Source organism: Streptomyces argenteolus, from assembly GCF_042902585.1.
GTDB lineage: Bacteria > Actinomycetota > Actinomycetes > Streptomycetales > Streptomycetaceae > Streptomyces > Streptomyces argenteolus.
Genome location: NZ_JBIBEG010000001.1, coordinates 184,100 through 207,742, shown reverse-complemented (window position 1 = coordinate 207,742; position 23,643 = coordinate 184,100). Strand labels below are relative to the sequence as shown.

At 72.4% G+C, this 23,643-nt stretch carries 22 protein-coding genes; 12 read left to right on the top strand and 10 right to left on the bottom strand.

Annotated elements, in window-relative coordinates; translation table 11 throughout:
• Positions 1 to 529 precede the first annotated feature (529 nt).
• A complete protein-coding gene (locus ACFY8O_RS00945; RefSeq protein ID WP_387897578.1) occupies positions 530 to 1,081 on the bottom strand; it encodes a hypothetical protein in 552 nt (183 codons plus the stop codon).
• 1,372 nt (positions 1,082 to 2,453) lie between these two features.
• Here ACFY8O_RS00945 and ACFY8O_RS00940 point away from each other — a divergent pair.
• The 8 genes from ACFY8O_RS00940 (at position 2,454) to ACFY8O_RS00905 (ending at position 10,324) form a co-directional block, all read left to right on the top strand.
• Positions 2,454 to 2,822, top strand: coding sequence for a hypothetical protein (locus ACFY8O_RS00940; RefSeq protein ID WP_387897576.1), 369 nt, complete (start codon positions 2,454 to 2,456; stop codon positions 2,820 to 2,822).
• Positions 2,823 to 2,916: 94 nt separating this feature from the next.
• On the top strand, positions 2,917 to 3,354 hold the full coding sequence (locus ACFY8O_RS00935) for a phage tail protein (RefSeq protein ID WP_361574072.1): 438 nt from the start codon (positions 2,917 to 2,919) through the stop codon (positions 3,352 to 3,354).
• A gap of 3 nt (positions 3,355 to 3,357) precedes the next feature.
• The gene (locus tag ACFY8O_RS00930; RefSeq protein WP_387897574.1) at positions 3,358 to 4,080 is read left to right on the top strand and encodes a CIS tube protein; all 723 of its coding nucleotides are present in this window, start codon (positions 3,358 to 3,360) and stop codon (positions 4,078 to 4,080) included.
• Positions 4,080 to 5,951, top strand: coding sequence for a VgrG-related protein (locus ACFY8O_RS00925; protein WP_387897573.1), 1,872 nt, complete (start codon positions 4,080 to 4,082; stop codon positions 5,949 to 5,951). The genes ACFY8O_RS00930 and ACFY8O_RS00925 overlap by 1 nt, the downstream gene beginning before the upstream one ends.
• Entirely contained in the window at positions 5,951 to 6,394 is a 444-nt protein-coding gene (locus tag ACFY8O_RS00920; RefSeq protein ID WP_361574078.1) for a GPW/gp25 family protein, read from the top strand. Before ACFY8O_RS00925 ends, ACFY8O_RS00920 begins: the two co-directional genes overlap by 1 nt.
• Positions 6,394 to 8,352 (top strand): putative baseplate assembly protein, encoded by a 1,959-nt coding sequence (locus ACFY8O_RS00915; RefSeq protein ID WP_387897571.1) that lies wholly within the window; start codon positions 6,394 to 6,396, stop codon positions 8,350 to 8,352. Before ACFY8O_RS00920 ends, ACFY8O_RS00915 begins: the two co-directional genes overlap by 1 nt.
• 62 nt (positions 8,353 to 8,414) lie before the next feature.
• Positions 8,415 to 9,002 carry a phage tail protein gene (locus tag ACFY8O_RS00910; protein WP_387899502.1) on the top strand — a complete coding sequence of 196 codons (588 nt, stop codon included), beginning with the start codon at positions 8,415 to 8,417 and terminating at the stop codon, positions 9,000 to 9,002.
• The gene (locus tag ACFY8O_RS00905; protein ID WP_387897568.1) at positions 8,999 to 10,324 is read left to right on the top strand and encodes an NADase-type glycan-binding domain-containing protein; all 1,326 of its coding nucleotides are present in this window, start codon (positions 8,999 to 9,001) and stop codon (positions 10,322 to 10,324) included. Before ACFY8O_RS00910 ends, ACFY8O_RS00905 begins: the two co-directional genes overlap by 4 nt.
• Before the next feature lie 121 nt (positions 10,325 to 10,445).
• On the opposite strand, the gene ACFY8O_RS00900 is transcribed toward ACFY8O_RS00905, so the two are convergent.
• The 7 genes from ACFY8O_RS00900 to ACFY8O_RS00870 form a co-directional block, all read right to left on the bottom strand.
• Positions 10,446 to 11,648, bottom strand: coding sequence for a M23 family metallopeptidase (locus tag ACFY8O_RS00900; RefSeq protein ID WP_449341820.1), 1,203 nt, complete (start codon positions 11,646 to 11,648; stop codon positions 10,446 to 10,448).
• A 214-nt stretch (positions 11,649 to 11,862) separates the two neighbouring features.
• A complete protein-coding gene (locus ACFY8O_RS00895) occupies positions 11,863 to 12,966 on the bottom strand; it encodes a cellulose binding domain-containing protein (RefSeq protein ID WP_387899499.1) in 1,104 nt (367 codons plus the stop codon).
• Between the two features lie 188 nt (positions 12,967 to 13,154).
• On the bottom strand, positions 13,155 to 14,534 hold the full coding sequence (locus ACFY8O_RS00890) for a cellulase family glycosylhydrolase (protein ID WP_387897563.1): 1,380 nt from the start codon (positions 14,532 to 14,534) through the stop codon (positions 13,155 to 13,157).
• A gap of 188 nt (positions 14,535 to 14,722) precedes the next feature.
• Positions 14,723 to 15,565, bottom strand: coding sequence for an SMI1/KNR4 family protein (locus ACFY8O_RS00885; protein WP_387897560.1), 843 nt, complete (start codon positions 15,563 to 15,565; stop codon positions 14,723 to 14,725).
• 10 nt (positions 15,566 to 15,575) lie between these two features.
• Positions 15,576 to 15,821, bottom strand: coding sequence for a DUF397 domain-containing protein (locus ACFY8O_RS00880; protein WP_387897557.1), 246 nt, complete (start codon positions 15,819 to 15,821; stop codon positions 15,576 to 15,578).
• Positions 15,818 to 16,075: a DUF397 domain-containing protein gene (locus tag ACFY8O_RS00875; protein ID WP_387897555.1), complete on the bottom strand. Its 258-nt coding sequence runs from the start codon at positions 16,073 to 16,075 to the stop codon at positions 15,818 to 15,820. Before ACFY8O_RS00875 ends, ACFY8O_RS00880 begins: the two co-directional genes overlap by 4 nt.
• Complete coding sequence (locus tag ACFY8O_RS00870; protein WP_387897552.1) at positions 16,072 to 16,893, bottom strand: helix-turn-helix domain-containing protein; 822 nt, start codon at positions 16,891 to 16,893, stop codon at positions 16,072 to 16,074. The genes ACFY8O_RS00875 and ACFY8O_RS00870 overlap by 4 nt, the downstream gene beginning before the upstream one ends.
• A gap of 112 nt (positions 16,894 to 17,005) precedes the next feature.
• Here ACFY8O_RS00870 and ACFY8O_RS00865 point away from each other — a divergent pair, with 112 nt between their 5' ends.
• From ACFY8O_RS00865 to ACFY8O_RS00855, 3 genes are read left to right on the top strand one after another with little or no spacing between them, the layout of a single operon-like run.
• The gene (locus ACFY8O_RS00865; protein WP_387897550.1) at positions 17,006 to 17,452 is read left to right on the top strand and encodes an ATP-binding protein; all 447 of its coding nucleotides are present in this window, start codon (positions 17,006 to 17,008) and stop codon (positions 17,450 to 17,452) included.
• A 15-nt stretch (positions 17,453 to 17,467) separates the two neighbouring features.
• Positions 17,468 to 18,505, top strand: a complete 1,038-nt coding sequence (locus ACFY8O_RS00860; RefSeq protein ID WP_387897547.1) for an NAD(P)/FAD-dependent oxidoreductase — start codon at positions 17,468 to 17,470, stop codon at positions 18,503 to 18,505.
• On the top strand, positions 18,502 to 19,137 hold the full coding sequence (locus tag ACFY8O_RS00855; RefSeq protein WP_387897544.1) for an SAM-dependent methyltransferase: 636 nt from the start codon (positions 18,502 to 18,504) through the stop codon (positions 19,135 to 19,137). The genes ACFY8O_RS00860 and ACFY8O_RS00855 overlap by 4 nt, the downstream gene beginning before the upstream one ends.
• A gap of 324 nt (positions 19,138 to 19,461) precedes the next feature.
• Here the strand turns inward: ACFY8O_RS00855 and ACFY8O_RS00850 are convergent, their stop codons facing one another.
• Entirely contained in the window at positions 19,462 to 20,076 is a 615-nt protein-coding gene (locus tag ACFY8O_RS00850; protein WP_387897542.1) for a YceI family protein, read from the bottom strand.
• A gap of 240 nt (positions 20,077 to 20,316) precedes the next feature.
• On the opposite strand from ACFY8O_RS00850, the gene ACFY8O_RS00845 reads away from it, so the two are divergent.
• Entirely contained in the window at positions 20,317 to 20,841 is a 525-nt protein-coding gene (locus ACFY8O_RS00845; RefSeq protein WP_145802829.1) for a hypothetical protein, read from the top strand.
• Positions 20,842 to 21,589: 748 nt separating this feature from the next.
• Here ACFY8O_RS00845 and ACFY8O_RS00840 read toward each other — a convergent pair.
• Complete coding sequence (locus ACFY8O_RS00840; protein WP_387897539.1) at positions 21,590 to 23,338, bottom strand: amidohydrolase; 1,749 nt, start codon at positions 23,336 to 23,338, stop codon at positions 21,590 to 21,592.
• Between the last annotated feature and the right edge of the window lie 305 nt (positions 23,339 to 23,643).

Below are 23,643 nucleotides of genomic sequence, written 5' to 3'. Positions count from 1 at the left end.
CCGTACAACGACGCCGCACGGACGCTCCTGTCCGGACGACGGGACCGGCCGGCAGCGTGCCTCCGCGCCGCTCGCCGCTCGGACCTCCGGTGTCAGGACCGGTCGTTTCACCGTCGCCACAGGCATCGCGGATCTCACCGGAGCAGCGGGACCGGGGCGCCACCGGTCCCGTCGTGCGACCGTCCCCGCAAGGACCCGGATCGCCCGCAGTTCAGCCCCCGGGCCTCTCCGGGGGCGGACCGGCGTCGGGGCGTGCGACGGCGTCCGGTGGTGGCGGGAACAGCGGTACGCAGCCCGCGCGGAGGACGCTGCCGAGCGGGCAGACGCCTGACGCACGCCCGAGCGGCACACCGAGGGCGAGTGCGTCCGGATCCGGTCCCCAGGGGACGGGTGCGCCCGCACTCCGTCCTGCAGTGCCCGGTCCGGTCGTGCCCGGTCCGGTCGTCTCCCGTCCGGCAGTGTCCGGTCCGACCCCGCCTCCGGCCGTCCGGCCGGGGCTGGGCGCTCCGTCGAGCGGGCCCGTCGGCGGTCAGGCCGGCGATCCGCGGGCCGTCCCCCCGGCGGTGCGCCCGCGGACGAGCGCCCCGGCTCCCGACCGCGCACCCCGCATCCAGCGTTCCGCGGCGGTCGCCGGACCCGTCCCCGCACCGGTGCCGCCCGTACAGCTGCGCGCCGCCACCGAGGGCGTGTCGCCGGGTGCGTCTGCGGGCGGGCGGCAGCCCACGAGCACCGGTACCGGGACCGGCTCGGCGAGCGGGCTCGGATCGTCCCGGTTCTCCCCGTCCACCGACTCGTCGAGCTCCTCCGGCTCATCCGGCTCGTCGAGCTCCTCCGGCGCCTTCGGCTTTTCCGGGCCAGGCTCCGCCGCCGGGCGACTCGTCGTCCCGGCGCGCGCGTCCGAGACCGCAGGTGGTGCGGCCCCTGCGGGCACCCGCGGGCCCGCTCCGGTGCCGAAGCTCGCCGCTCCGGGGGCGGCCGACAGCGCTGTGCCGACGCCGAGCGGCCCGGCCGGTGGGGGAGGGCCGGCGGCCCGACCGCCGGTGCGCAGGCTCGGCGCACCCTCGGCCGGCCCCGCACCCACGTCCCGTTCCCGTGCCGACGCCCCATCGGCGCCCACGTCCCCGGGTTCCGTCCGCCGTTCCGGCCCGGCGGCTTCCGGCCCGGCGGGTGTCGCCGGTGCGCCTGTGCCTGCCGCGCCCGCTCGGCTGCCGGGCGGCTCGGGAGCCGTTAGCCCGGCCGCTGCGCCGACCGTGCAGCGGGCCGCACTGCCAGGCGTGCCGGTACGGCAGCCGCATGCGGCTCCGGCGGTCCCGCCGGTGAGCGGCACACGGTCGGTTCCCGTACAGGGCGCCGGTCGCGGCGTCGGCTCCGGCCCCGGTTCCGTGGAGCGAGGGCCGGTCCGGTCCTCGGCGGCCGGGGCAGCCGGCTCCGGCCGACAGGGTGGCGCGCTCCCTGTGCAGCGGTCGCTCCAGCCCCGACCCCGGCCGCAATCACAGTCCCAGCTGCCCCACCGGTCCCAGCCGCAACCGCGAACCCCCGCTCCGGCGTCCCGTGCCCCCGTCACCCCGGCAGCTGTCCCGCCGACCGTCGTTCGAGCGCCAGCCGTGTCCCTCGGGACTGCCGCACCCCTGACAGCGGCCGACCCGTCTCCGCCCGCGCGGTCCCTGCCCGTAGCCCCGCTGGTGGGTTCCTCGGCACCGGTCACGGCCGCAGGGTTCGCACCGTCCCCGGCGGGGCCGGAGCCCGCGGCACCCGTCCGGGCGGCGGGCGGCTCTCCGACGGCCCCCGGGCGGCGAGCCGACGGCGCCTCCGGCACCGGGACGGGTGCCGCCGGCCGGCGGCCCGCCGCGCCAGGGGCCGCCTCCGCGCTCCCGGGCGTCCGCAGTGCCGTGCCACGGTCCTCGCCCGCACCGGCCCCCGCGCCGCCGGTGCGGAGCGCCCCGGCGGCCGTACGCCTGCACCGCGTGCGGACCGGGCCCGCGGCCAGTGGCGTGAACACCGGCGCGGCCGGCACGCGTCGGCCTGCGGTACAGCGTTCCGCGGTGCCGTCCTCGCCGCCCGCCGCCGTCCGTCCGCCGGCCCGGCCGGCCGCCCCCGCCCCTCCCTCCGTCGCCCCCACCCCGGCTTCCGCTCCCGCACGGCCGGGCCGCGAAGGGCACCGCTCCCACGGTGCCGCCGCGGCCGTCCCCCTCGTGCAGCGCTCCGTGTCCCTGCCCGCGCCGGCGCCTCGTGCCCCGGTCGTCCAGCGTTCCGTGCCCGCGCCTCGCGTCCCGGGCGTGCCCCCGTCGGCGCCTCGGGGCAGGGCCTTTCCCGCGTCGGGGCCGCCCGTCCCCCCAGGCGTCGCCCGCACGCAGTCGGCGGATGCCCCCGGGGACTCCGGCGGCGCCCACCCGACCGGAACCCCGGGCGTGCCGGCCGCCGCCTCCGTGGCCCGGCCCGTCCGGAGCCCCGTCGTGTCCCTGGCGCCCGCCCGGCCCGCTCCGGCGACCGCGCTGCCCGTGCAGCGGGCCCCCGACGCCCCGGCCTCGCGGCCCTCCCCGCCCCCGGTCGCACCCCCGGCCCCCGTCCGGGCGCCGGCGCCCGCGCGTGCGGCCGCGCCGACCCGCTCCACGTCCGTCGCCGTGCAGCGGAGCAGCGGAGGGGCGAGCGCCCAGGACCGGCCCGCGCCCTCGGTCACGAGCCGGTTCGCACCACGTGAGCTCAAGGAGGACCAGGTGGCTGAGCTGGTCCACCGGCTGATCGGGCCGATGACCCGGCTGCTGCGCACCGAACTGCGGCTCGACCGTGAGCGGATCGGCAAGCTGCGCGACCCACGCCACTGACCGGCGCCGCAAGAACGCCCGTACGCCCCACCCGCCGGCCCCCCACCGGGCACCCGGCCCCGACCGCATGTGGAACCGCAGGAAGGCCCACCCGATGCCCCAGGAACTCGACGCAGGCTCCACCATCTTCTTCCACCTCACCATCGACGGTGAGAGCCTGGGCACCTTCAACGGCTGTGAAGGGCTCTCCACCCAGGTCGAGATCGAGCAGCGGCAGGAGGGCGGCAACAACGGGTTCGTCTGGCAGCTCCCCTCCCGTGTCACCTTCTCCAACATCACGCTGACCCGGCCCCTCACCGAGGAGACCGCGAAGGTGGCGGAGTGGATCTCCTCCGTCACCACGGGCGTGACCCGGCCCACCGGGCAGATCGCGGCACTGCGCGCGGACGGCTCGATGGTCGCCCAGTGGGGGCTGATCGACGTACTCCCCGTGAGCTGGCGCGGTCCTTCCTTCGACCCGGCGAGCCCCGCGGTGGCCACCGAGGTCCTGGAGATCGCCCACCACGGTTTCACGGACGCGGGGGCTGCGTAACTCATGAATCTCTCCAGCTTCGGTGTCGGCGACAGCCTCGTGCGGGCGACGCTGGCCATCCATCAGCCGCCGATCGGCAGCAGCACCAAGCCCGGTGCGCTCATGAAGACGTTCACCTTCGACTTCAACCCGTCGCAGCTGTCGCTGACCCGCAGGGCCCAGTGGAAGACCACGCCCACCGCGGCGGTGCGGGACGGCGCGGTGCCCGAGTTCATGGGGCCCGAGCCCCGGGAGATGACGGTGGAGATCTTCCTCGACCGCTCCGACGACCCGGACAGCAACGATGTGCGCAAGAAGGTCGAAGCCCTCTTCTCCTGCTGCGAGACGACCACCGCCAGTATCGCGGCGAACCAGCCGTCCACTCCGTGGGTGGTGTTCGAGTGGGGTGCTTTCTCCACCGCCCGGTTCAACGCCTACGTCAGTTCGGTCGAGGCCCAGTACACCCTCTTCAACACCAACGGCATGCCCATCAGGGCCGTCTGCCAGGTGAACCTGCACGAGATCCCCGGCAGCACGCCCGGTCAGAACCCCACCTCCGGCGCGCTCACCACCCGCCGGGTGCACAGGGTCGTGGCAGGCGACTCGCTCCCGCTCCTGGCATGGCGTGAGTACGGCGACGCCACGGTGTGGCGCACGATCGCCGAGGCCAACGACATCGACGACCCGAAGCTGCTGACCCCCGGCAGTGAACTGATGCTCCCCGCCGCCGAAGAGGTCGGTGCCTGATGCCCGACATCGGCTTCTCCAACATCCTCACGGTGCAGATCGCCGGCACGAAGCTCAAGTCCCCGGAGAACACGAAACTGGTCGCGGGACGGGTGGACTTCGGCGCGGGAGTGCCCGGAGCGTTCCACCTCACCTTCCGCGACGACAAGAAGGACGTCCTCGCCAAGCTGAACGTCGAGATCGGTGCGCCCGTGGTCATCGCGCCCCTGTCCGACGGCAAGGGCGCGCCCTTGATCACCGGAGAGGTCACGGCGCTGGAGACCGACTACGACCGCACCGGGACGTTCACCGTCATCCGGGGCTACGACAAGGGCCACCGCATGCTCCGGCAGCGCAGGGTCGCGGCGTACAGGAACAAGACCGCGACCGAGATCGCCGTGGAGCTGGCACGCAAGAGCGGCATACCCCTGGGGAAGACCCAACGGACCAAGGGGCAGTACGAGTTCATCAGCCAGGCCAACGTCACCGACTGGGACTTCGTCCAGCGGCTCGCGGACGAGAACGAGATGGTGATGTCCATCAACTCGAAGGGCCGGTTCCAGTTCGTCAAGCGACAGCAGGCGGCGACGGCTCCCTCGGAGAGCATGCCGAACGCCAAGAGCCCGTTCGTCCTGAAGGGCGGCGAGGAGATCCTGCGCTGCCGCGCGGCGGTCACCTCGGCCGACCAGGTGACCGCGGTCGAGGCCCGCGGCTGGAACGTCACCACCAAGCAGCCCCTGGTCTCCAAGGCGCCCGCTCTCGCCAACACGGGCTTCGCCATCGGCACGACGCCGTCCGAGGTGTCCCGGACGTTCGGCAAGGCCGAACTCGTCGTCACCGACACGCCCTACGACAAGCTGGACGAGGTCAAGCACGCCGCCGACGCCGTGGCGGACGACGTGACGTCCTCCTTCGCCGAGGTGGAGATCACGACGCGGGGCAACACCGAACTGCGTCCGGGTGTCGCCGTCACCCTGAAGGACGTCGGCAAGCCGTTCCAGGGCAAGTACACGGTCACGGCTGCCCGCCACACCTTCGGCGACCAGGAGCACTACGAGACGTTCCTGAACGTCAGCGGGCGGCAGTGGCGCTCGCTGTTCGGGCTCACCTCCGGAGGCGGTGGGGCAGGCCCGTCCGGACTGCCGAGCGTCGCCAACGCCCTGGTCACCGACATCAAGGACCCGTTGAAGCAGGGCAGGGTCAAGCTGAGGTTCCCGTGGCTGGACGACATGTACGTCAGCGACTGGACCCGGACCGTCCAGCTCGGCGGGGCCAAGGGCGGCAGCATGATCTCCCCGGACGTCGACGACGAGGTGCTGGTGGCGTTCGACCGCGGCGCCCTGGACCACCCCTTCGTCATAGGCGGCCTCTACAACGGCGTCGACAAGCCGGACCCCGTCGACGTGCCGGTCTACGACCCGACGCGTGGCAAGGTCACCCGGCGCACCCTCTCCGACCGCAGCAACAACCGCCTCGACCTGCTCGACCAGAGCGTCGGCCTCAAACGCGGGGTGCGGCTCTCCACCGGCGACAACCGGCTCACCATCAACCTGGACCGGACGAAGACCGAGATCGTCGTGGACAGCAAGGGCAAGGTCTCCATCCGGGGGACCGGCGCCGTGGCCGTCAACGCGGGCGGCAACCTCTCGCTCAACGCCGTGGGTTCCATGACGATCCGCAGCGGCGGACCCATGAACATCAACGCCAGTGCCCTGTCGGTGCAGGCAGGTGTCACGTCCGTGAACGCGAGCGCGCTGAGCGTGTCGGCCGGTGCCGCCATGTCGCTGACCGCAGGACTCGCCCTGAAGATCAACTCGGGCGTGGAGGTCGGCCTGAACGCTCCCCTGGTCCTGTCCAAGATGAAGCCGGTGCTCACGGTGGGAGGCATCTGATGGCGGAACAGTTCGTCGGCTCCGGATGGGCCTTCCCGCTGCGTATCAGCCCCACCGGCGGCATCGCCCTGGTCAGCGGCGAACGCGAGGTCGAGGAGGCTATCCGGCTCGTCCTCTCCACGGCGCCCGGTGAACGGCCGATGCGCCCCGAATTCGGCTGCGCCATCCACGACATGGTCTTCGCGCCCGTCAACGAGGCCACCGCCGGCCGGATCCAGCACGAGGTGCACAGCTGCCTCGACCGCTGGGAACCGCGCATCGAGGTGGACGACGTCGCGGTGACGGCCGGCGCCGAGGAGGGCGTCCTCTTCATCGACGTCCGCTACTCGATCACGGGCACGAACAACCCGCGCAGCCTTGTCTTCCCGTTCTACGTGATCCCCTCCCACGACGGGCCCGAGGGGTCCGGCACCCCCGACGAGCACTTTGGAAGCGACCGCTGATGGCCCTGCCCTCCCCGAACCTCGACGACCGGCGCTTCCAGCAGTTCGTCGACGACGCCAAGCGCTACATCCAGCAGCGCGCCCCCGAGTGGACCGACCACAACGTCTCCGACCCGGGCGTGACCCTCGTCGAGACGGTCGCCCACATGGCCGACCAGATCGTGTACCGGCTCAACCGGGTCCCCGAGAAGAACCACCTCGCCTTCCTGGACCTCATCGGGATCACGCTCTTCCCTCCCTCCGCGGCGCGCGCCGACGTCACGTTCTGGCTGTCGGCGCCGCAGCAGCAGCCCGTCGTGCTCGCGACGGGCACCGAGGTCGCCACGGTCCGCACCCAGACCGAGGACGCGGTGGTCTTCGCCACCGAGCGCGAACTCACCGTCATCCCGTGCGAGTTGTCCTACCTCGTGGTCCAGCCGACCGATCAGGAGGCGGTGGACCGCACCTCGGACCTCGCCGAGTCCAAGGACGTGCACTGCTTCACCGAGGCACCGCGCCCCGGTGACCGCATGCTGTTCGGGCTCAGCGCGGCCGTACCGGAGTGCGTGGTCGTCCTGGAGCTCGACAGCCAGGTGGACGGTGTCGGCGTCGACCCCCGGCAGCCCCCGCTCGCCTGGGAGGCGTGGACGGCCGACGGCTGGGCCGCCTGCGACGTCGACCGGGACACCACCGGCGGGCTCAACCGCCCGGGCGAGGTCGTGCTGCACGTCCCCGGCGGCCACGCGCTGTCGCGTACCGGGCGGCGTGAGGCGGGCTGGCTGCGCTGCCGGGTCACCGAGCCGGAAGAGGGCCAGCCCTTCTACACCACCTCGCCCACCATCCGCTCCGCCGAGGCGTTCAGCATCGGCGGCACCACCGGCGTCGTGCACGCCGAGACCGTGCGGGACGAGGCGCTGGGGGAGTCCACAGGACTGCCGGGACACCGGCTGAAGCTGGCCAACAGCCCCGTCGTCGGCGACGCCCAGCCGCTGCTCCTCCAGGTCGCCGAGCGCGACGGCTGGGTCGACTGGGAGACGGTCGGCCACTTCGCCGCCTCGGGCCCCACCGACCGGCACATCACCCTGGACGCGACCACCGGCGAGATCGCCTTCGGCCCGTCCGTCCGCGAACAGGACGGCACCCTGCGCCAGTACGGGGCGGTACCGCCCAAGGGCGCGCCGATCCGGGCCCGCCGCTACCGTACGGGCGGCGGAAAGGCCGGCAACGTCGCCAGGGGCGCCATCCAGGTCCTGCGGGACTCCGTCCCGTACGTCTCCGACGTCGTCAACCGGGAGGCCGCGCGCGGCGGGGTCGACGGTGAGACGGTCGAGGAGGCCAAGCGCAGGGCGCCCATCGCGCTGAGCGCGCAGGACCGCGCCGTGACCTTGCGGGACTACGAGGAGCTCGCGCGCCGCGCGGCGCCCGAGACCGCGCGCATCACCTGCCTCGCCGCCGAGCCGGACGAGCACGGCGCGCACGCCGTGCGGGTGCTGGTCGTCCCCCAGGCCGTGTCGGACCCGGGCGGACGGCTGCGCTTCGAGCAACTCGTCCCCGGGGACGCCCTGCTGGGGCGCATCACCCGCTACCTGGACGAGCGGCGCCTGATCGGCACCCGGCTGGCGGTCGGGCCCCCGTTCTACCAGGGGGTGACGGTTGTCGCGACGGTGCACGCCTTCCGCGGCACCGACACCGACCGGGTCAGGCGGCAGGCGCACGACGCCCTGTACCGCCATCTCGACCCGCTGACCGGGGGCGCCCACGGCACCGGCTGGCCCTTCGGACGGCCGGTGCAGGCGGGAGAGGTGTTCGCGGTGCTGCAACGGGTGCCCGGCGTCGAGCTGGTGGACGAGGTGCTGCTGCACCCGGCCGACCCGCTCAGCGGCAAGCGCGGCGACCCCACGGAACGGATCGATCTCGAAGCCCCCGCGCTCGTCTTCTCGTTCGACCACCGCGTCCGGGTGATCGGGGGCGCCTCGTGACCACGAGCGGGAGCACGCGCGGCTCCGTGGACGGACTCGGCTCCTCGGCGCCGCTGGGTGTGATGCTGCCGGCGGTGTTTGCCGACGACGACCTCGCCCAGCGTTTCGTCGCGGGGATCGACGAGGTCCTCGCGCCGCTCCACAACGTGCTCGACTGCCTGGACGCCTACTTCACCCCGTCGCTCGCGCCCGCCGACTTCACCCGCTGGCTGGGAAGTTGGGTCGGCGCGGAGACCGAAGCACCGGACACGGCCGGTCGCGCCGACGCCCCCGCCACGAACGCCCCGCCCACCGCTTCGCCCACCGCGAACCCCGAGGACATGGAGGCGACGGCCGCACTGCGCGCCGCCGTCACCGCCGCCGTACGGCTCCACCGCATCCGCGGCACCCGGCGCGGACTGTCCGAAGCGGTACGGCTGGCCTTCGGCGTGGAGCCGGAGATCACCGAGAGCGGCGCCGCCGCCTGGGACGCCAGGCCCCTGGGCCCGGTCCCCGGTGACACCCGCCCGCACCTGCACGTCACCGTACGGCTGCCCGAGCCCGGCCCCGCCGCCGAACACCGGCTGGAGCGCCTCGTCGCGGCAGCCCGCCCCGCCCATATGCCTTACACGGTCCGTGTGACCGCCGCCGAAAGGACTTCCGACAGGTGACCAGTCACCAGGCCTCCCCCTCCACGCCGCCTTCCTCCGCGGCCACCGGAGACACGGGGGACCAGCCACGTCACTGTGCCGAGTGCGGCACGCCGAGTACTCCGGGACAGTCCTTCTGCGACGGCTGCGGCGCGGTGCTGAGCTGGACGCCGAGCAGCAGGGAAAGAGAGTCCGGCGCGGCGGGCCGGCAGCCCGGCGCGGACACACCGGGCGCCGCGGGCTCCCGCCCCGGGCCGGACACGTCGGCCGACGCGGAGCCCGGCGCCGGGAACACGGACCCGGTGCGCGAACCCGTACGCGCCGACGCGCCGCCCGTGACGCCCGAGGAGGACGAGGAGGACGACACCCTCACCTCGATCCCGGCGGTCTCCGCCACGCAGCCCTCCCCACAGGCCGCTCCTGCGGCCGCGACCCCGGCCCCGGACGCGAGCGCGCGGGCCAGGGCGCTGCTCGTGCCGGTCGCCGACCGGAGTGCCCCGGCACCGGTACCGGAGGTCGCCCCCGTCCTGCCCGGCGTGCCTGCCGCCGCCCGCCCCCACGTCCAGGCCCCCGGCGGTGAACCGGCCGACGAGGCCGGCCCGCCGTGCCCCTGGTGCGCGGTCGGCAACCGTCCCGACCGGCACTTCTGCCGCCGCTGCGGCATGTCCCTCGCGGAGCGCCCCGGTGCCCCTGAGGCCCGGCGCCCCTGGTGGCGCCGGATGCTGAACGCCGGCGACCGCCCGACCCCGTGGGCCGGCGAACGCCCGAGGCTGCGCCGGGGCATCGGCCGCATCTTCACCTGGGTCGCCTACGGCCTCGCGCTCGGGCTGGTGATCTACGCGGCCTTCAACGTGGGCAACGCATGGAACGCGGCACGTGACCACTTCGCCAAGCGGGCCCAGATCAGCCCCGACGCCGCCGAGGCGTCCCGCTCCTTCAAGGGCCACCCGCCGAAGGCGCTCTTCGACAAGGTCAACAACAGTTGGTGGGGCCCCGGCGTCTCTCAGTCCGCCGAGGGCGAATGGGTGGAGGCGAGCTTCCTGGAGCCCACGCGGCTGCTGGACGTCCTCATCACGTCCGGCATCTCCACCAAGCCCGCCGACCTCTCCGAGGCCGCGCTCCCGCACCGCGTGGACGCGGTCGTCACCACGGCCGACGGCAGGAAGACCACCCGCCACATCAAACTCGACCAGGTGAGCGGCCCCCAGCAGCGGAAGTTCCGGGCGCAGAACGTCGTCAACGTACGGTTCATCATCCGCTCGGCGTTCAACGTGGGCCCCGACAAGCAGGTCTCGATCGCCGAGATCGAGTTCTTCACCCGCGCCACGACCAGCGGCACCTAGAGCGCGTCCGCACACTCGCGCCCCTCGACCGGCTCCCCGGAGCGCGACGTCGAGGGGGCGTCCGTGCGTGCCGCGCGAAGCGGTACGCGCCCTCAGGACAGCCCCGCGAAGCGGCACACCCTCAGAGGACCAGGCCCTTCGCCCGCAGGTAGGGGACGGGGGAGACGTCGGAGCCGAAGGCGGCCCCCGTGCGGACCTCGAAGTGCAGATGCGGCCCGGTGGCGTTCCCGGTCTCGCCGGACCAGCCGATGAGCGTGCCGCCCTGGACGCTCTGGCCCACGACCGCCTTCACCTCGGCCAGGTGGGCGTACTGGCTGTACGTACCGTCCTCGTGCCGGATGACGACCTGATCGCCGTAGTCCCCGCCGGGTCCGGCCGTGACGACCTCGCCGGGGCCGATGGCCTTGACCTGCGTCCCGGTGGGGACCACGAAGTCGACGCCGGTGTGCAGACCGGTGGACCAGGCGGAGCCCCGCTGGTGGTACGGGGTACCGGCCGGACCCTCGACGGGCAGGGTCCAGCCGCCGGACATCGCACCCCCGACGGGGACGACCATCTTCGGGGAGGCTGCCATGACGGCCCTGACGTACTCGTACGTCTCCCCGTCCGCTCCGCTCGCCCGCGGCACGCCGCCGTACTCCTCGACCTTCTTCCAGCCGACGCGGTAGCCGGCCAGGGCCAGTTCCAGGGGAGTGCCCCGGTAGCCGGGGTGCTCCTTCGCGGTCCGCAGGAGCCCGCACATCTTCTTGCCCTGCGCCGGTATGGCGTCCGCCGGGTCCAGGATGTCCTTGACGCCGTCGTTGTTGCCGTCGATCCCCTCGGCGGCCCAGTCGGCGTCGGAGAACTGCGCGATGCCCCTGGTGACGGGGCGTTCGGCCTGCGCGACGTCGGGCGGGCCCTCGCCCCCAGAGGCCCCACCGGAACCGGGCGCGGTGGCCTGTGCGCCGTCGGAGAGGTCCTCTCCGGCCGGCTTCCCGTCCTGCGCCCGTTGTTCCGCGCTCCGCGGGTCCGTCAGCGAGCCCTCGTCGCCGGCCGGCCCGTCGGCCGTGACCGACCTGGCCCTCGGGTTGAAGTTGCTCTCCCGCTTCAACTGCGCCGCCAGCACGGGCGCGGTGAGCGGTTTCTCGTCACAGTCGGCCGCTGCGTCACGTAAGAGCTTCGCGTACACGACGGGGACACCCACGTCGCCCGCCTTCAACTCGGTGCTCATCGGTGCGGGGACGTCCGTGCCGGCCGCCTCGCTGTCGTCGAAGGTCCCGAGCAGGGCGGTCCCGATTCCCAGCGATACCGGCGTGACCACGGCCACGGCGATGACCGGCACCATCCAGCGAGCGATCCTCACAAGCCCGAACTCCCCCGATTGAGCGCCGCTTTGGGGATCACTATGCCATTCGTGACGGACGGACCCGGACGAACCCCGTGCACCCCGGGACGTGCGGGAGGCGGACGAAGCCGGGCCGGCCGGCTTCGTCCGCCTCCGCGCCCCGACGACACCGCGGAGCGCGGCCGACGGGCGCCCGATGGTGTCGGCGGGCCGTTCAGCAGCCGGCGGGCGTCGAGCCGACGGTCACGTCGTCGAACCACAGGGTGTCGTCGCCCGTTCCGTAGCTCTCCCAGCCCAGTCGCAGCGCGGTGGGCCGGGGCGGGGTGGTCCGGGCCAGCCACTGCTGGTCGATGTCCTGCGTGGGAACGCCGTCGGCGTGCAGGCCGGGAATCTGCTCACCGTCGAGCCAGGTGTCGAGGCCGGGGGCCGTCGTGTCGATCGCGAACCGCAGGCACTGCCAGGTGTCCGTCGGCAGCGGCCTGCTCAGCGCCACTCCGGCCGGGCTCTGGGCCGGCAGGGTGGCGTCGTCGATCTCCCGGTTCCACTGCAGGGCGCCGTTCTGGCCCCCGACGCGCAGGCTCCGGCCGCTCTGTGAGGTGTCGGGCAGAGAGACGAAGGTGACGTGGGCCGAGGGGAGCGCGGTGGTGTGCCGCACCCACATGCGTACGTGCATCACCGGGCCGACCGAGGACAGGTCGGCCGTGGAGGCGACGAATGCGTGGTTGCAGTAACCGGCCCCGCCGTCGATCCGCAGCGATCTGCTGCCGCTGTGCGCGACCGCGGTGTCCACGGCGGCCGTACCGGTTCCCTGGCAGTCGGGCACGGTGAATTTCCAGGCGCCCGAAGGGGCGGGGCCTGCCTGGTCCTCGAAGTCCGAGCAGATCACCGCGTCGCCGCAGTCCGCGCCGGACGGCGGTGTCGTGGGGGGTGGTGTGGTCGGAGGCGGTGTGGTCGGCGGCGTGGTGCCGTCACCGCCGCAGGAGACGCCGTTCAGGGCGAAGTCGACCGGAGCGGGGTCGGCCGACCGCCAGGTCCCCTGCAACCCGAAGTCGACGGTGCCGCCGGTGGCGAGGGCGCGGTTCGCGCTCGTGTGCTCGGCGACCACGGCGCCGCCGGTCTGCGTGACGGTCGCGTTCCATGCCGAGGTCACCTGCTGGTCCCCGGTGTACGTCCAGGTCAGGCGCCAGCCGTCGATCGCCGGGCCGAGATTGGTGACCTTGAACTGGGCGACATAGCCGCCGCTCCACTTGTTCACCGTGTGGTCGACCCGGCAGCCCGCCGCCGCGCCGGCGGCGGACGTCGCCGTGAGGCCGGTCATCGCGGTGAAGCCGGACGCCAGCAGCACGAGGGCGGTGAGGACCGCCGTCCACGGCCGGCGCGGTGATCGGGGGAGAGGGACGCGCACGTGTGCCTCCGAGGTGGGGGAGTGAGGGAGCGCGGAAGGGGGACGGGAGCGGTCCCGTCGTGGAAGGCGGGGCCCCGGACAGGCCGGAGCCCCGCCTCACGTCAGCTCGTGGGGAAGCTGTCAGCGGTGCTGATCCGGCTCTTGAGCAGTGCACCGGACTCGGTCAGCACACCACTGCTGCTGTAGTCGCTGCCCGCGCAGGTACCCGGCCGGAACGCCGCGCTGCTCTCGTCGGCGTCGGAATAGGTCCAGTTCGCGTAGCTGATCTTCAGCTGGTCGAGCAGGTCCAGCCAGGCCGTGGTGCTCGACCGGTCCAGCGCCCCGCCGCCGGTGGCGCTCACCGTGCCGAACTCCGTCACGAACAGCGGCAGCCGGGAAGCCGCCCGGCTCAGAGTGGCGCGGTAGGTGTCCTTGTGGCTCGCGGCGTAGAAGTGGAACGCGTACATGATGTTGGACGCGTTCACCGGGTTGTTGACGACCTCGCTCTCGTTGGAGCCGTCCGAGACCCCCAGCGAGGACCAGCCACGGGTGCCGACGATGACGACGGCGTCCGGGTCGGCGGCCCGGACCACCGGGATGACCTGTTCGGCGTAGTTCTTGATGCCGGACCAGCTCACGCCGTTGGGCTCGTTGGTGATCTCGTAGATCACGTTCTTCTTGCCCGCGTTACGCGCGGCGACGGAGGCGAAGAAGGTCTTGGATCGCTCCAGGTTGTAGTTCGGGTCGCCGGGCGTCAGGGTGTGGAAGTCGATGAGCGCGTACATGCCGCGTGCCTCGGCCATGTCGACGAGCCTGTTCACGCGGTTGGTGAAGCCCGCCGGATCGGTCTCGTAGCCGTCCTCCTGCACGTACATGGAGATGCGCAGCAGATCCGACTTCCAGTCGTTCGCCAGCGCGTCCAGGGAGGCGGTGTTGTAGCAGGCGTCGAACCACTGGATGCCGTGCGTGCTCATGCCACGCAGCTGGACGGGGCGGTTGTACTGGTTGCACAGGTTCACGCCGCAGACGTGGAGCTGGCCATTGACCTCCACGGGAGTGCCGTCGACGGGGTCGGGGCCGGGAGGGGGCTCCTCCCCGGTCGATCCCGTACAGGCGACGCCGTTCAGCGTGAACGCCGTGGGCTTCGGGTTGGCGCCGGTGAACGTGCCCGTGAACCCGACGTCCGCCGAGCCGCCGGTGGCCAGCGAGCGGTTCCAGTCGACACCGACGACGGTGACCGCCGAACCCGACTGCGACCAGGTGGCGTTCCAGCCCTGGGTGACCTTCTGCCCGGACTCCGGCATGGTGAAGGCGAGCGTCCATCCGTTGACGGGGGCACCCAGATTGGTGATCTTCACACCGGCCTGGAAGCCGCCCGTCCACTGACTGGTGACCGTGTAGTCGACCTTGCAGCCGGTGGCGGCAACCGCCGGGGAACTGAAGGCGGCCGTGAGACCCAGGACGGTCGCGAGGGCGGCGAGTAAGGCGAATAGGCGTTTCAAGGTGATTCCTCCTCGTGTGGGGTGGAAACAACATGATGGGAGCGCTCCCAACGCCCATCCGGCCGAGACCGTACACCGGTACGCCGATGTGCGTACAGACATCTGACGGGCTTCGGCGAAAAGCGGAACGGGAAGGCCGGTACCGGGAAATGGGCGGCCGGCGGAGGGCCGCATCAGTCATGGCCTGGTCAAGTGGCTGATGCCCATGAAGACGTGCCGTGCACGGTGTCGGCCGACAGCACGGGGCACCCGATGAGCTCCACCGCCGCCAGCACGGCCCGCCGGGCCGCCTCGCTGTCGGCGGGCGGGAAGGCGATCCGGAGCTGGTGGCCGTAGGCGGACTCGTACGTCAGGAGCCAGCCTGCGCCGTCCACGGCGAAGTGGTCCTGCCGCAGCCCGAGGTGCTCGTATCCGCCACGGTCCGACGTGGGGCCGAGCGCCTCGCGCAGGATTCCCAGCCGCTCGGAGTACGGGTGCGCCCCGTCTCCCAGCTTCACGTACACGTGGTCCCTCTCGACAGCGGGGTCGAACCAGGGGATGAGCTCCGGTGCGTGGTGCAGGAGGTGGGAGGTGATGCGGCGGCTCGTCAGGCCATCGAGGAACGCGCCCGCCCCGCAGTCGAACCGCTCGTAGTCGTCGTCCCGCGACCAGATCACCACGGGCCAGGACTCGGGAGGCCCTTCGGTCAGCCAGCAGACGTGCGCCGCGCTCTCGGTCACCGCCCAGGCGAGCAGCCCGCCGGGCTCGGGGAAGAGGGGATAGGGGTAATTCTCGGGTGCGTCCTCGCGCAGGGGGCCGTAGTCGTCGAGCAGATCCGCCGTGAGCGGGACGGGATTGGCCTCACCGAAAGGTGTGCAGAGGCACAGTGCGCCCCAGAAGTCGCCGCGCCCGTAGGTCGTGACCAGCCGCTTGTAGTCATCCGGTAGCCGGATGCCCAGCACCCTCTCGGCCTCTGCCCAGTCACCGTGGCCGTCGACCACCACGGCGGGCGGGCGGACCCGTTCGGCGATCCGGGCGAGGGCGTCGGTCACGGGCGCACCTTCAGGCAGCGGAGGCGACGAACGCGGCCCAGGCGGCCGGGGGCACGGTGAGGACGGGGCCGTCGGTGACCTTGGAGTCGCGGATGTGCACGGCGGCGGGGTGGGAGGCGACCTCGACGCAGTTGCCGCCCTGGTCGCTGCTGTAGCTGGACTTGTGCCAGTCGTAGGCGATTTCGAGACAGGCGCCGCCTTCACTGCCGCTGTAGCTCGACTTGAACCAGACGAGGGGCGGGCTGTGTGGGTTCATCGCTGACTGGTTCCGGCGACGAACGCGGCCCAGGCGGCCGGGGGCACGGTGAGGACGGGGCCGTCGGTGACCTTGGAGTCGCGGATGTGTACGGCGGCGGGGTGGGAGGCGACCTCGACGCAGTTGCCGCCCTCACTGCCGCTGTAGCTGGACTTGTGCCAGTCGTAAGCGATTTCGAGACAGTCGCCGCCTTCACTGCCGCTGTAGCTCGACTTGAACCAGGTGCGGCCTGTGTCGTGTGCTGAGGGCGTCATGACTCTCCAAGCAGGTCGTCCAGTAGGCGCATGCTTTCCTCGGGGGAAATCGCCTGCGAACGCAGCATCCCATATTTCTGGTGCAGCACACTGACCTCGTCGAGGTCGTCGATCAGGACGCTGACGCGCTGCCCCTCGATGTAGGCCAGCTGATCGTGGTCGGGGGTCTCCAGCAGCACCATCGGCCCGTCGAGCGCGGCGTGCGTCTTGCGGTTCGTCGGCATGATCTGGAGTCCCAGGAAAGGTAGTTCGGCGCAGCGCCGCAGATGAAGGATCTGCTCGCGCAACACCGTCCTGCCCCCGAGGGGCCGCGTCAGGATGCTCTCCTCGATCAGGAAGTTGGCCATCAGCCGGGGCTTGCGCTCGAAGACCCGCTGCCGGTCGAGCCGGGCCGCGACGCGCTCCTCCAGTTCGCCGTCCTCCAGGGGCGGGTAGAGGCTCGCGAACACCGCTCTGGCGTACGCCTCCGTCTGAAGCTGCCCCGGCACCACCTGATTCTGATACGACAGCAGCGTCACCGCCTCCTGCTCGTACTCCACGAAGTCCTGCACGAACGCCGGGAACCGCTCCTTCTGCGGCACCTTCGCCACCGCGACCCCCAGCACCCCCTTCGTGTCCAGCAGTTCGTCCAGCTGCGTCGCGAAGTCCGCCTGGAGCGGCCTGCGGCCCTGCTCGATCGAGGCGATCGTGTCCTCGCCCACGCAGAACCGGTCGGCCAGGGACGTCTGCGTCAGTCCGGCCGCGCGCCGGAACGCGGCGAGCTGCGCGCCGATGACATGCCAGGACGTGACCCGCTTGTTCCTCTTCACCGAGTGCATGACGTGCCTTTCCCCGTACCCGAGCCCCGCCCGACCCGTCAGCGCTCGTACAAACGCGGTGTACGACCTGACGCGGTGCCCCACAGTAGTCACGGTCTGTGACAGTCGTCCCGTGAACGAGACAACACAACTCACCTCCTTCCGTGAGGCGTTCTACCGCCGTGAGCGCAGGTCCGTCCCCCTCGCGCGGAAGTTCGTACGACAGGCGCTGCTCGACTGGGCGTGCGAGGTCGACGTCGACGACGTGCTGCTCTGCGTGAGCGAGCTCGCCACCAACGCGCTGATCCACGGCGTACCGCCTGGCAGGGGATTTCGCGTCCACGTCACCTGGGGGCCCGTCCTTCGGATCGAGGTGCACGACAGCGGCTCCGGGGAGGTCCGGGAGGTCGGGGGGCCCGCGCCCGAGGCCGAGTGGGGGCGGGGGCTCGTGCTCGTCGGGGCGCTCGCCGACGCGTGGGGGGTGGGGGAGCGGCAGCCGGGGAAGACCGTGTGGTGCGAGTTTGCCGCTTCGGCAAGCAAGTTTGTCGGTTCGGGCTCGCGGGCGCACCATCTCCCGTAAATGGAGGTGTTCCGGATGAGCGAGATCAATCAGCGTTACGACGTCGTGGTGATCGGCGGCGGGGCCGCCGGGCTGAGCGGGGCTCTGGCCCTGTCCCGTGCCCGGCGTTCCGTGCTCGTGATCGACGGAGGCAGACCGCGCAACGCGCCCGCGTCCCACGTGCACAACTACCTGGGCCGCGAGGGCACCCCGCCCTCGGAACTGCTGTCCGTCGGCCGCGCCGAGGCCGAGGCGTACGGCGCCGAGATCGTCCAGGGCGAGGTCGTCGAGGCGGAGAAGCTGTCCGACGGCTTCCGGGTCGTGCGGGAGGACGGGAGCGTCGTCGAGGCGCGCCGGCTCCTCGTGACCACCGGACTCGTCGACGAGCTGCCGGCGGTGGAGGGCCTGGCCGAGCGCTGGGGCCGTGAGGTGCTGCACTGCCCGTACTGCCACGGCTGGGAGGTGCGGGACCAGGCGGTGGGCATCCTGGCCGTCAGCCCCATGGCCGTGCACCAGGCTCTGCTCTGGCGGCAGTGGACGGACGACGTGGTGCTGTTCCGGCACGGGCAGGCGGACTTCGGGGACGAGGACTACGAGCGGCTCGCCGCCCGGGGTATCGGCGTGGTGGACGGAGAGGTGGCCGGACTGGAGGTGGCCGATGACCGGTTCACCGGGGTGCGGCTGGCCGGAGGCAGGGTGATCCCGCGCGAGGCGCTCGTCGTCCAGCCGCGCTTCACGGCCCGCTCCGCCGTGCTGGAGGGCCTCGGTCTGCGGCCCACCGAGCTGGAGGTGGGCGGCCACGTGGTCGGTACGTACATCGCGGCCGACCCCGCCGGGGCGACCGACGTGCCCGGCGTGTGGGTGGCCGGTAACGTCGCCAACCTCATGGAGCAGGTCGTCGGAGCAGCCGCCGCAGGGCTGAAGTCGGCCTCGATGATCAACATGGACCTCGTCGACGAGGACACCCGCCGCGCGGTCGAGGGCCGCCGCGCGCCCTTCTCGGCCGAGGCCGAGCGCCAGGTGACCGAGCGGGTGCTCGGGGACCGCCGTCATGGACTTCAGGAGGCACGATGACCACCGACAGCAACCGGACCGACGCCGAGATGTGGGACGAGCGCTACCGAGAGAGCGACCGCATCTGGAGCGGGAACCCCAACGTGGTCCTGGTCCGTGAAGTGGAAGGGCTGAAGCCCGGGCGGGCGCTCGACCTCGGGTGCGGCGAGGGCGCCGACGCCGTGTGGCTCGCCCGCTGGGGCTGGAAGGTCACGGCCACCGACATCTCACGGGTCGCCCTCGACCGGGCGGCCGGACACGCGGCCGAGGCCGGGGTGGCGGACCGGATCGACTGGCTGCGGATCGATCTCGGGGCGGAGTTCCCCGAGGGGGAGTACGACCTGGTCTCCGCCCAGTTCCTGCACTCGATGGGCGACCTGCCCCGCGAGGAGATCCTGCGGAGGGCCGCCCGGGCCGTCGCCCCCGGCGGCGTGCTTCTGATCGTCGGGCACGCGGGCTTCCCGGCCTGGGAGGAGAACCCCCACCCCGAGATGGTGTTCCCGACCCCGGACGAGGTGCTGGCGTCCCTCGAACTCCCGGAGGGGGAGTGGGAGGTGCTGCTCAGCGGCGAGCACGAGCGGGTCCAGAACGACCCCGAGGGCCGTCCCACGACCCGCATCGACAACGCGCTCAAGATCCGCCGCAAGGGCTGATCCGGCCGGTTCCGGCGGCGGACCGCACCGGTATGAGGTGCGGCCCGCCTTCGGACCGCGCACCGGCGTGGGGGTGAGGCCCTCTTCGGACGGCACCACCGACATGCCCCCTTCGGACGGCACCACCGACACGCCCCCTTCGGACGGCACCACCGACACCCGTCCGGCCCGTCCCCGGACGGCATGGGCATCCGTTCCGCCCTCCTCACTCCGCGCCCCCGGGCAGGTAGCCGCTGAGCGCCCGGCCGCCCTCCTGGGAAATGGCGAGCGCCCGCCGCCCACCCCGGGAGGGGAGAGCCGGCGGGCGCGCTCGGTCCGTGGAGGTCAGGCCTGGGGGGCGGCCTTGATCGCGGAGATGTCGAAGTTCAGCTTGACCTTGTCGCTGACCATCACACCGCCGGTCTCCAGGGCGGCGTTCCAGGTCAGGCCCCAGTCGGAGCGCAGGATGTCGGCGCTGCCCTCGAAGCCCACGCGCTCGTTGCCGTAGACGTCGGTGGCGGAGCCGTTGAACTCCAGGTCGATGGAGAGCGTGCGGGTGACGTCCTTGATCGTGAGGTCACCGGTGACGCGGTACGCGTCACCGCCGAGCTGTTCGGCCTGCGTGGAGCGGAACGTCATGGTGGGGAACTTCTCGGCGTCGAAGAAGTCGCCGCTGACCAGGTGGCCGTCGCGGTCGGCGATGCCGGTGTCGACGCTGGCGATCTTGACGTCGATTGAGGCGGTGGAGGCGCCGGGGTTCGCGCCGTCCAGCACGAGGGTGCCCTCGTGCTCACCGAAGGAGCCGCGCACGTTGGTGACCATGGCGTGGCGCACGGTGAAACCGATGCTGCTGTGGGCGGGGTCGATCGTGTAGGTGCCGGTCAGGGCCGCCAGCGCCGGGTCCACAGCGAGGGTCGCGGTGGTGGACGGGGCGGTGTTCTTGCGGTTGAACAGAGCCATGGCTCCTCCTCGGGGACGTGTTCCGGCGCGCTCTGTGGATCAGACCGCCGAACGTTTGGTTTAACCTTCAACGAGATTCACTGTAGATCTCTTTTGTTCAAAGTTCAACATCAAGGGTCCAGGCCGGTCCGGAAGTCGCGGCGGACACCCATCCGTCTCGCGCGACCCTCTGGCGGACGCGCGTAGAGCTACGGCACTATCTCCCTGCCCCCAATTGTCATGAGCAGGAGGATTCCCCCCATGCTGACCCGTCCCAGACTCCGCTCGGCCGTCACCGCCCTCGCTCTCGTGCTCGGCGCCCTCTTCGCGCCCGGCGTCGGCGTGCTCGGCGGCGGCGCCACCGAGGCGCACGCCGTGACCAAGCTGACCCACTCCCAGGCGACCTCCCGCTTCACCTCGTCCGGGATCACCTGGTCGTCCTCGGGCGGCTGCTCCGACCGGTACGTCTCCACCTGCACCTCGTTCGAACAGCTCAACCTGACCAGCGCGCAGGGCGCCCAGACGCTGAAGAGCGCCACGGGCTGCGCGCTCAACATCACCGGGGGCACGGAGACCGGCCACGCCGGCGGCACGTACTCGCACTGGAACGGCTACAAGCTGGACTTCAGCAAGACCACCTGCCTGACCAACTACGTGAAGGGCGTGTTCAGTTACATCGGCCTGCGCGGCGACGGCGCCCCGCAGTACAAGTCGGGCTCGGGCAACGTCTACGCCGACGAGGGCAACCACTGGGACGTCACGTACTACAACTGCGGCGGCTGCTGACCCCCCGCACGCACGAAAGCCCTCGTCCCGTTCCCACGGGGCGAGGGCCGTTTCGGTCGAACCGGACGACCAGGCGCACACCGGTTCCGCCGTGACGCTCGGCCAGCACCCGCATGGCGCTCAGGACGGGCGCCCAGGTGCCGGCGTGCACGGTCTGGCGCCGGGTCAGGGGCTCGACCCTCAGCAGGACGTCGCCGTCCCGCCACTCCGTCCCCGCCGGCCACCCGTCCCTGGGCGGTGTCAGCCCGGAGAGCTCCGCGAGACGGTCCACGGGGAAGGCCCGCTCCTCGAAGACCCACGCGTCGCCGGGGGAGCGCCGTCGGTAGCGATGGAGGTACGCGTCCGGCCCGGGCGCCGCCCCGTCCCGGTCGGCAGCCGCCAGTTCCGCCCAGCTGATCCAGGTCGTGCCGTGGCCGAGGTGCGCACGGGCGACCGTCTCCGAGACGTCCTCGGGCAGCCCCCGCCCGGGGCCAGGGGCTCAAGCCCCGCCTGGCGGCCCCGGACGCCGAACAGGCTGCCGAACGCGTCGTAGTCGCGGTGGCCGTAGAGCTGGTCCAGCTCGATCGCGGGCTGCCAGAAGGGCGTGGAGCCGCCGTCGGCGGAGTACCCGTGGCGGCACTCGATGAACCCGTGGATGTCCGTACCCATGGCTGAGATGATGCGATGGCCGCCGGGCGGACCGCGAGCGGGTTGTCCGGCGCCTCCCGCCGACGCGCGGCGCGCGCCGGGGGAGGTTCCGGGGCCGCGCTCAGACCTGCGGCTCCAGCGCCGGGCCGAGGGAGGAGAACTTCTCCTTGCTGATGATCCGGCGGGGCGGCCAGGTGATGTTCTCCGGCGGCCAGCTCTGGCCCGTCTTCTTGAGGAACCACGCGGGCGGCTCGTACATCGGGGGCTCGTACCCCTCCGGCAGCGCGGTCTTCCAGGTCAGGCCCTCGGTCCGCTTGCGGAACTCCTCCTTGATGCCGGCCAGCAGCTCCGGCTTCACCAGCAGGTCCACCGCGGTGGCGGCCAGGTAGGAGGCCGCGGCCCTGATCGCCGCATGGCCCGGCGCCGAGCCCGCGCACGAGGCGGTCGACCAGGTGTGCATCTTGGACCCGACGGGGGCGAGCGCGGCGCCCATGGAGACGGTCGGCACCTGCCAGCTGATGTCGGCCACGTCGGTGGAACCGCCGCCGAGGAAGACCGGGTTGGGCGGCGTCAGGGGGCTGACCTTGTCGTGCAGGCCGCTCTCCGGCAGGCCCAGCGAACTCTGGAGCTCCCTGGCGAGGCGCTGCGCGTCCGCCGAGTGCGCAGGCGGGCCGATCTGCCGCATGTTGTCGTACATCAGCTCGGCGAACGCCTTCGAGGGGAGCTGGTTCCAGCACGCCGAGGTGATCCGGTGCCGTACCGAGGTGCGGCTCGCGGTCGCCGCCGCCTCCGAGACGGCGATGACCTTGTCCAGGAGCGAGGTGACGCGGGCGACGCTCCCCTCGCGCACGTAGTAGGAGATCTCCGCGATCTCCGGCGTGACGTTGGGGATGTCGCCGCCGTTGTTGATCACCCAGTGCAGCCGGGCCGACGGGGCCATGCTCTCCTCGCGGAGGAACTCCGACATGGTCGCCATCATCACGGCGGCGTCCAGCGCGCTCTTGTTGCCGAGCGGGGTCCCGCCGTGGCCCGCGACACCGAGGAAGGTGAAGGTGACGGCCGTCATCGCGTTGGACGTGCCCCAGCCGGTGGCGTTGCCGGTGGAGGGGTGCCAGTCGAGGAAGGCGTCGAGCCCGTCGTAGACGCCCTGGCTCACGGCGTACGTCTTGCCGATCAGCTGTTCCTCGGCGGTCGAGCCGAAGAACTTCACCGTCACGTCGAGCTTGTGGCGCCGGGACGCCTCCGCGACCGCCGCGGCTGCCGCTGCCGCCGCCGCCCCCAGCGCGCAGTGCCCGCAGCCGTGGCCGGGGCCGTAACCCGGGGCGAACGGGTCGTGGACGTACTCCTTCGGGTCGTGCTCACCGGCGCCCTTGTTCTGGGACAGTCCGGGCAGGGCGTCGTACTCACCGCTGAAACCGATGACCGGGCCGCCCTTGCCGCGGGTGTATGTGGCGGTGAAGGCCGTCGGGAAACCGGCCGTCCCGAAGCGGACGTCGAAACCGGCCTTGCGCAGGAACTCGGCCTCGGCCAGGGAGGAGTTCCACTCCCGCAGGCTCAGTTCCGCGTGCTCCCAGATCTCGTCGTTCAGCCCGGTGATCCGGGAGGCGTTCCGGTCGAGCCAGCCGAGCGCGGTGCGCTTGGCGTCCGAGTCCTGGGCGAGCCCTCCCGGCGCGGTGTAGGCGGCGGCGTCGGCCGCGGCGAGGCCGGCCGCCTCGTCGGAGGCCGCTGCCATGGCCGGATCCGCCGTCGCCGCCATGGCGGTCGTGGCTATTCCGGCTGCCCCGAGCATCTGCATGATCCGGCGGCGGCTGAGGCCGTCACCCGTCCGTACCGCGTGGTCGTGGTCGCTGGGGTCGTGCAGGTCGCACACGGGCGCCTCCGGTCCGATGGCATGTACAAGTACAGTGCCCGGCACTCTTCATTCCGGTTGTTGCGAAGTCAAGAGGGATGCGTGTCGTCGGAGTTACGCATTCCGCTCCCGTCACCGGCTGAGGTGGCGGGAGCGGAAAAGGCGGGGCCGCCCGCCGCGGACCGGCGGCGGGCGGCCCCGCCCCCCCGCGCCCCCCCCCCCCGGGGGGGGGGCCGGGGGGGGGGGGGCGGCCCCCCCCCCCCGGGAGCCGGGGGGGGTTGCCGCGGGGGCGGCCCCCCCCCCCTGCCGCGGCCCCGGCCGGCGGG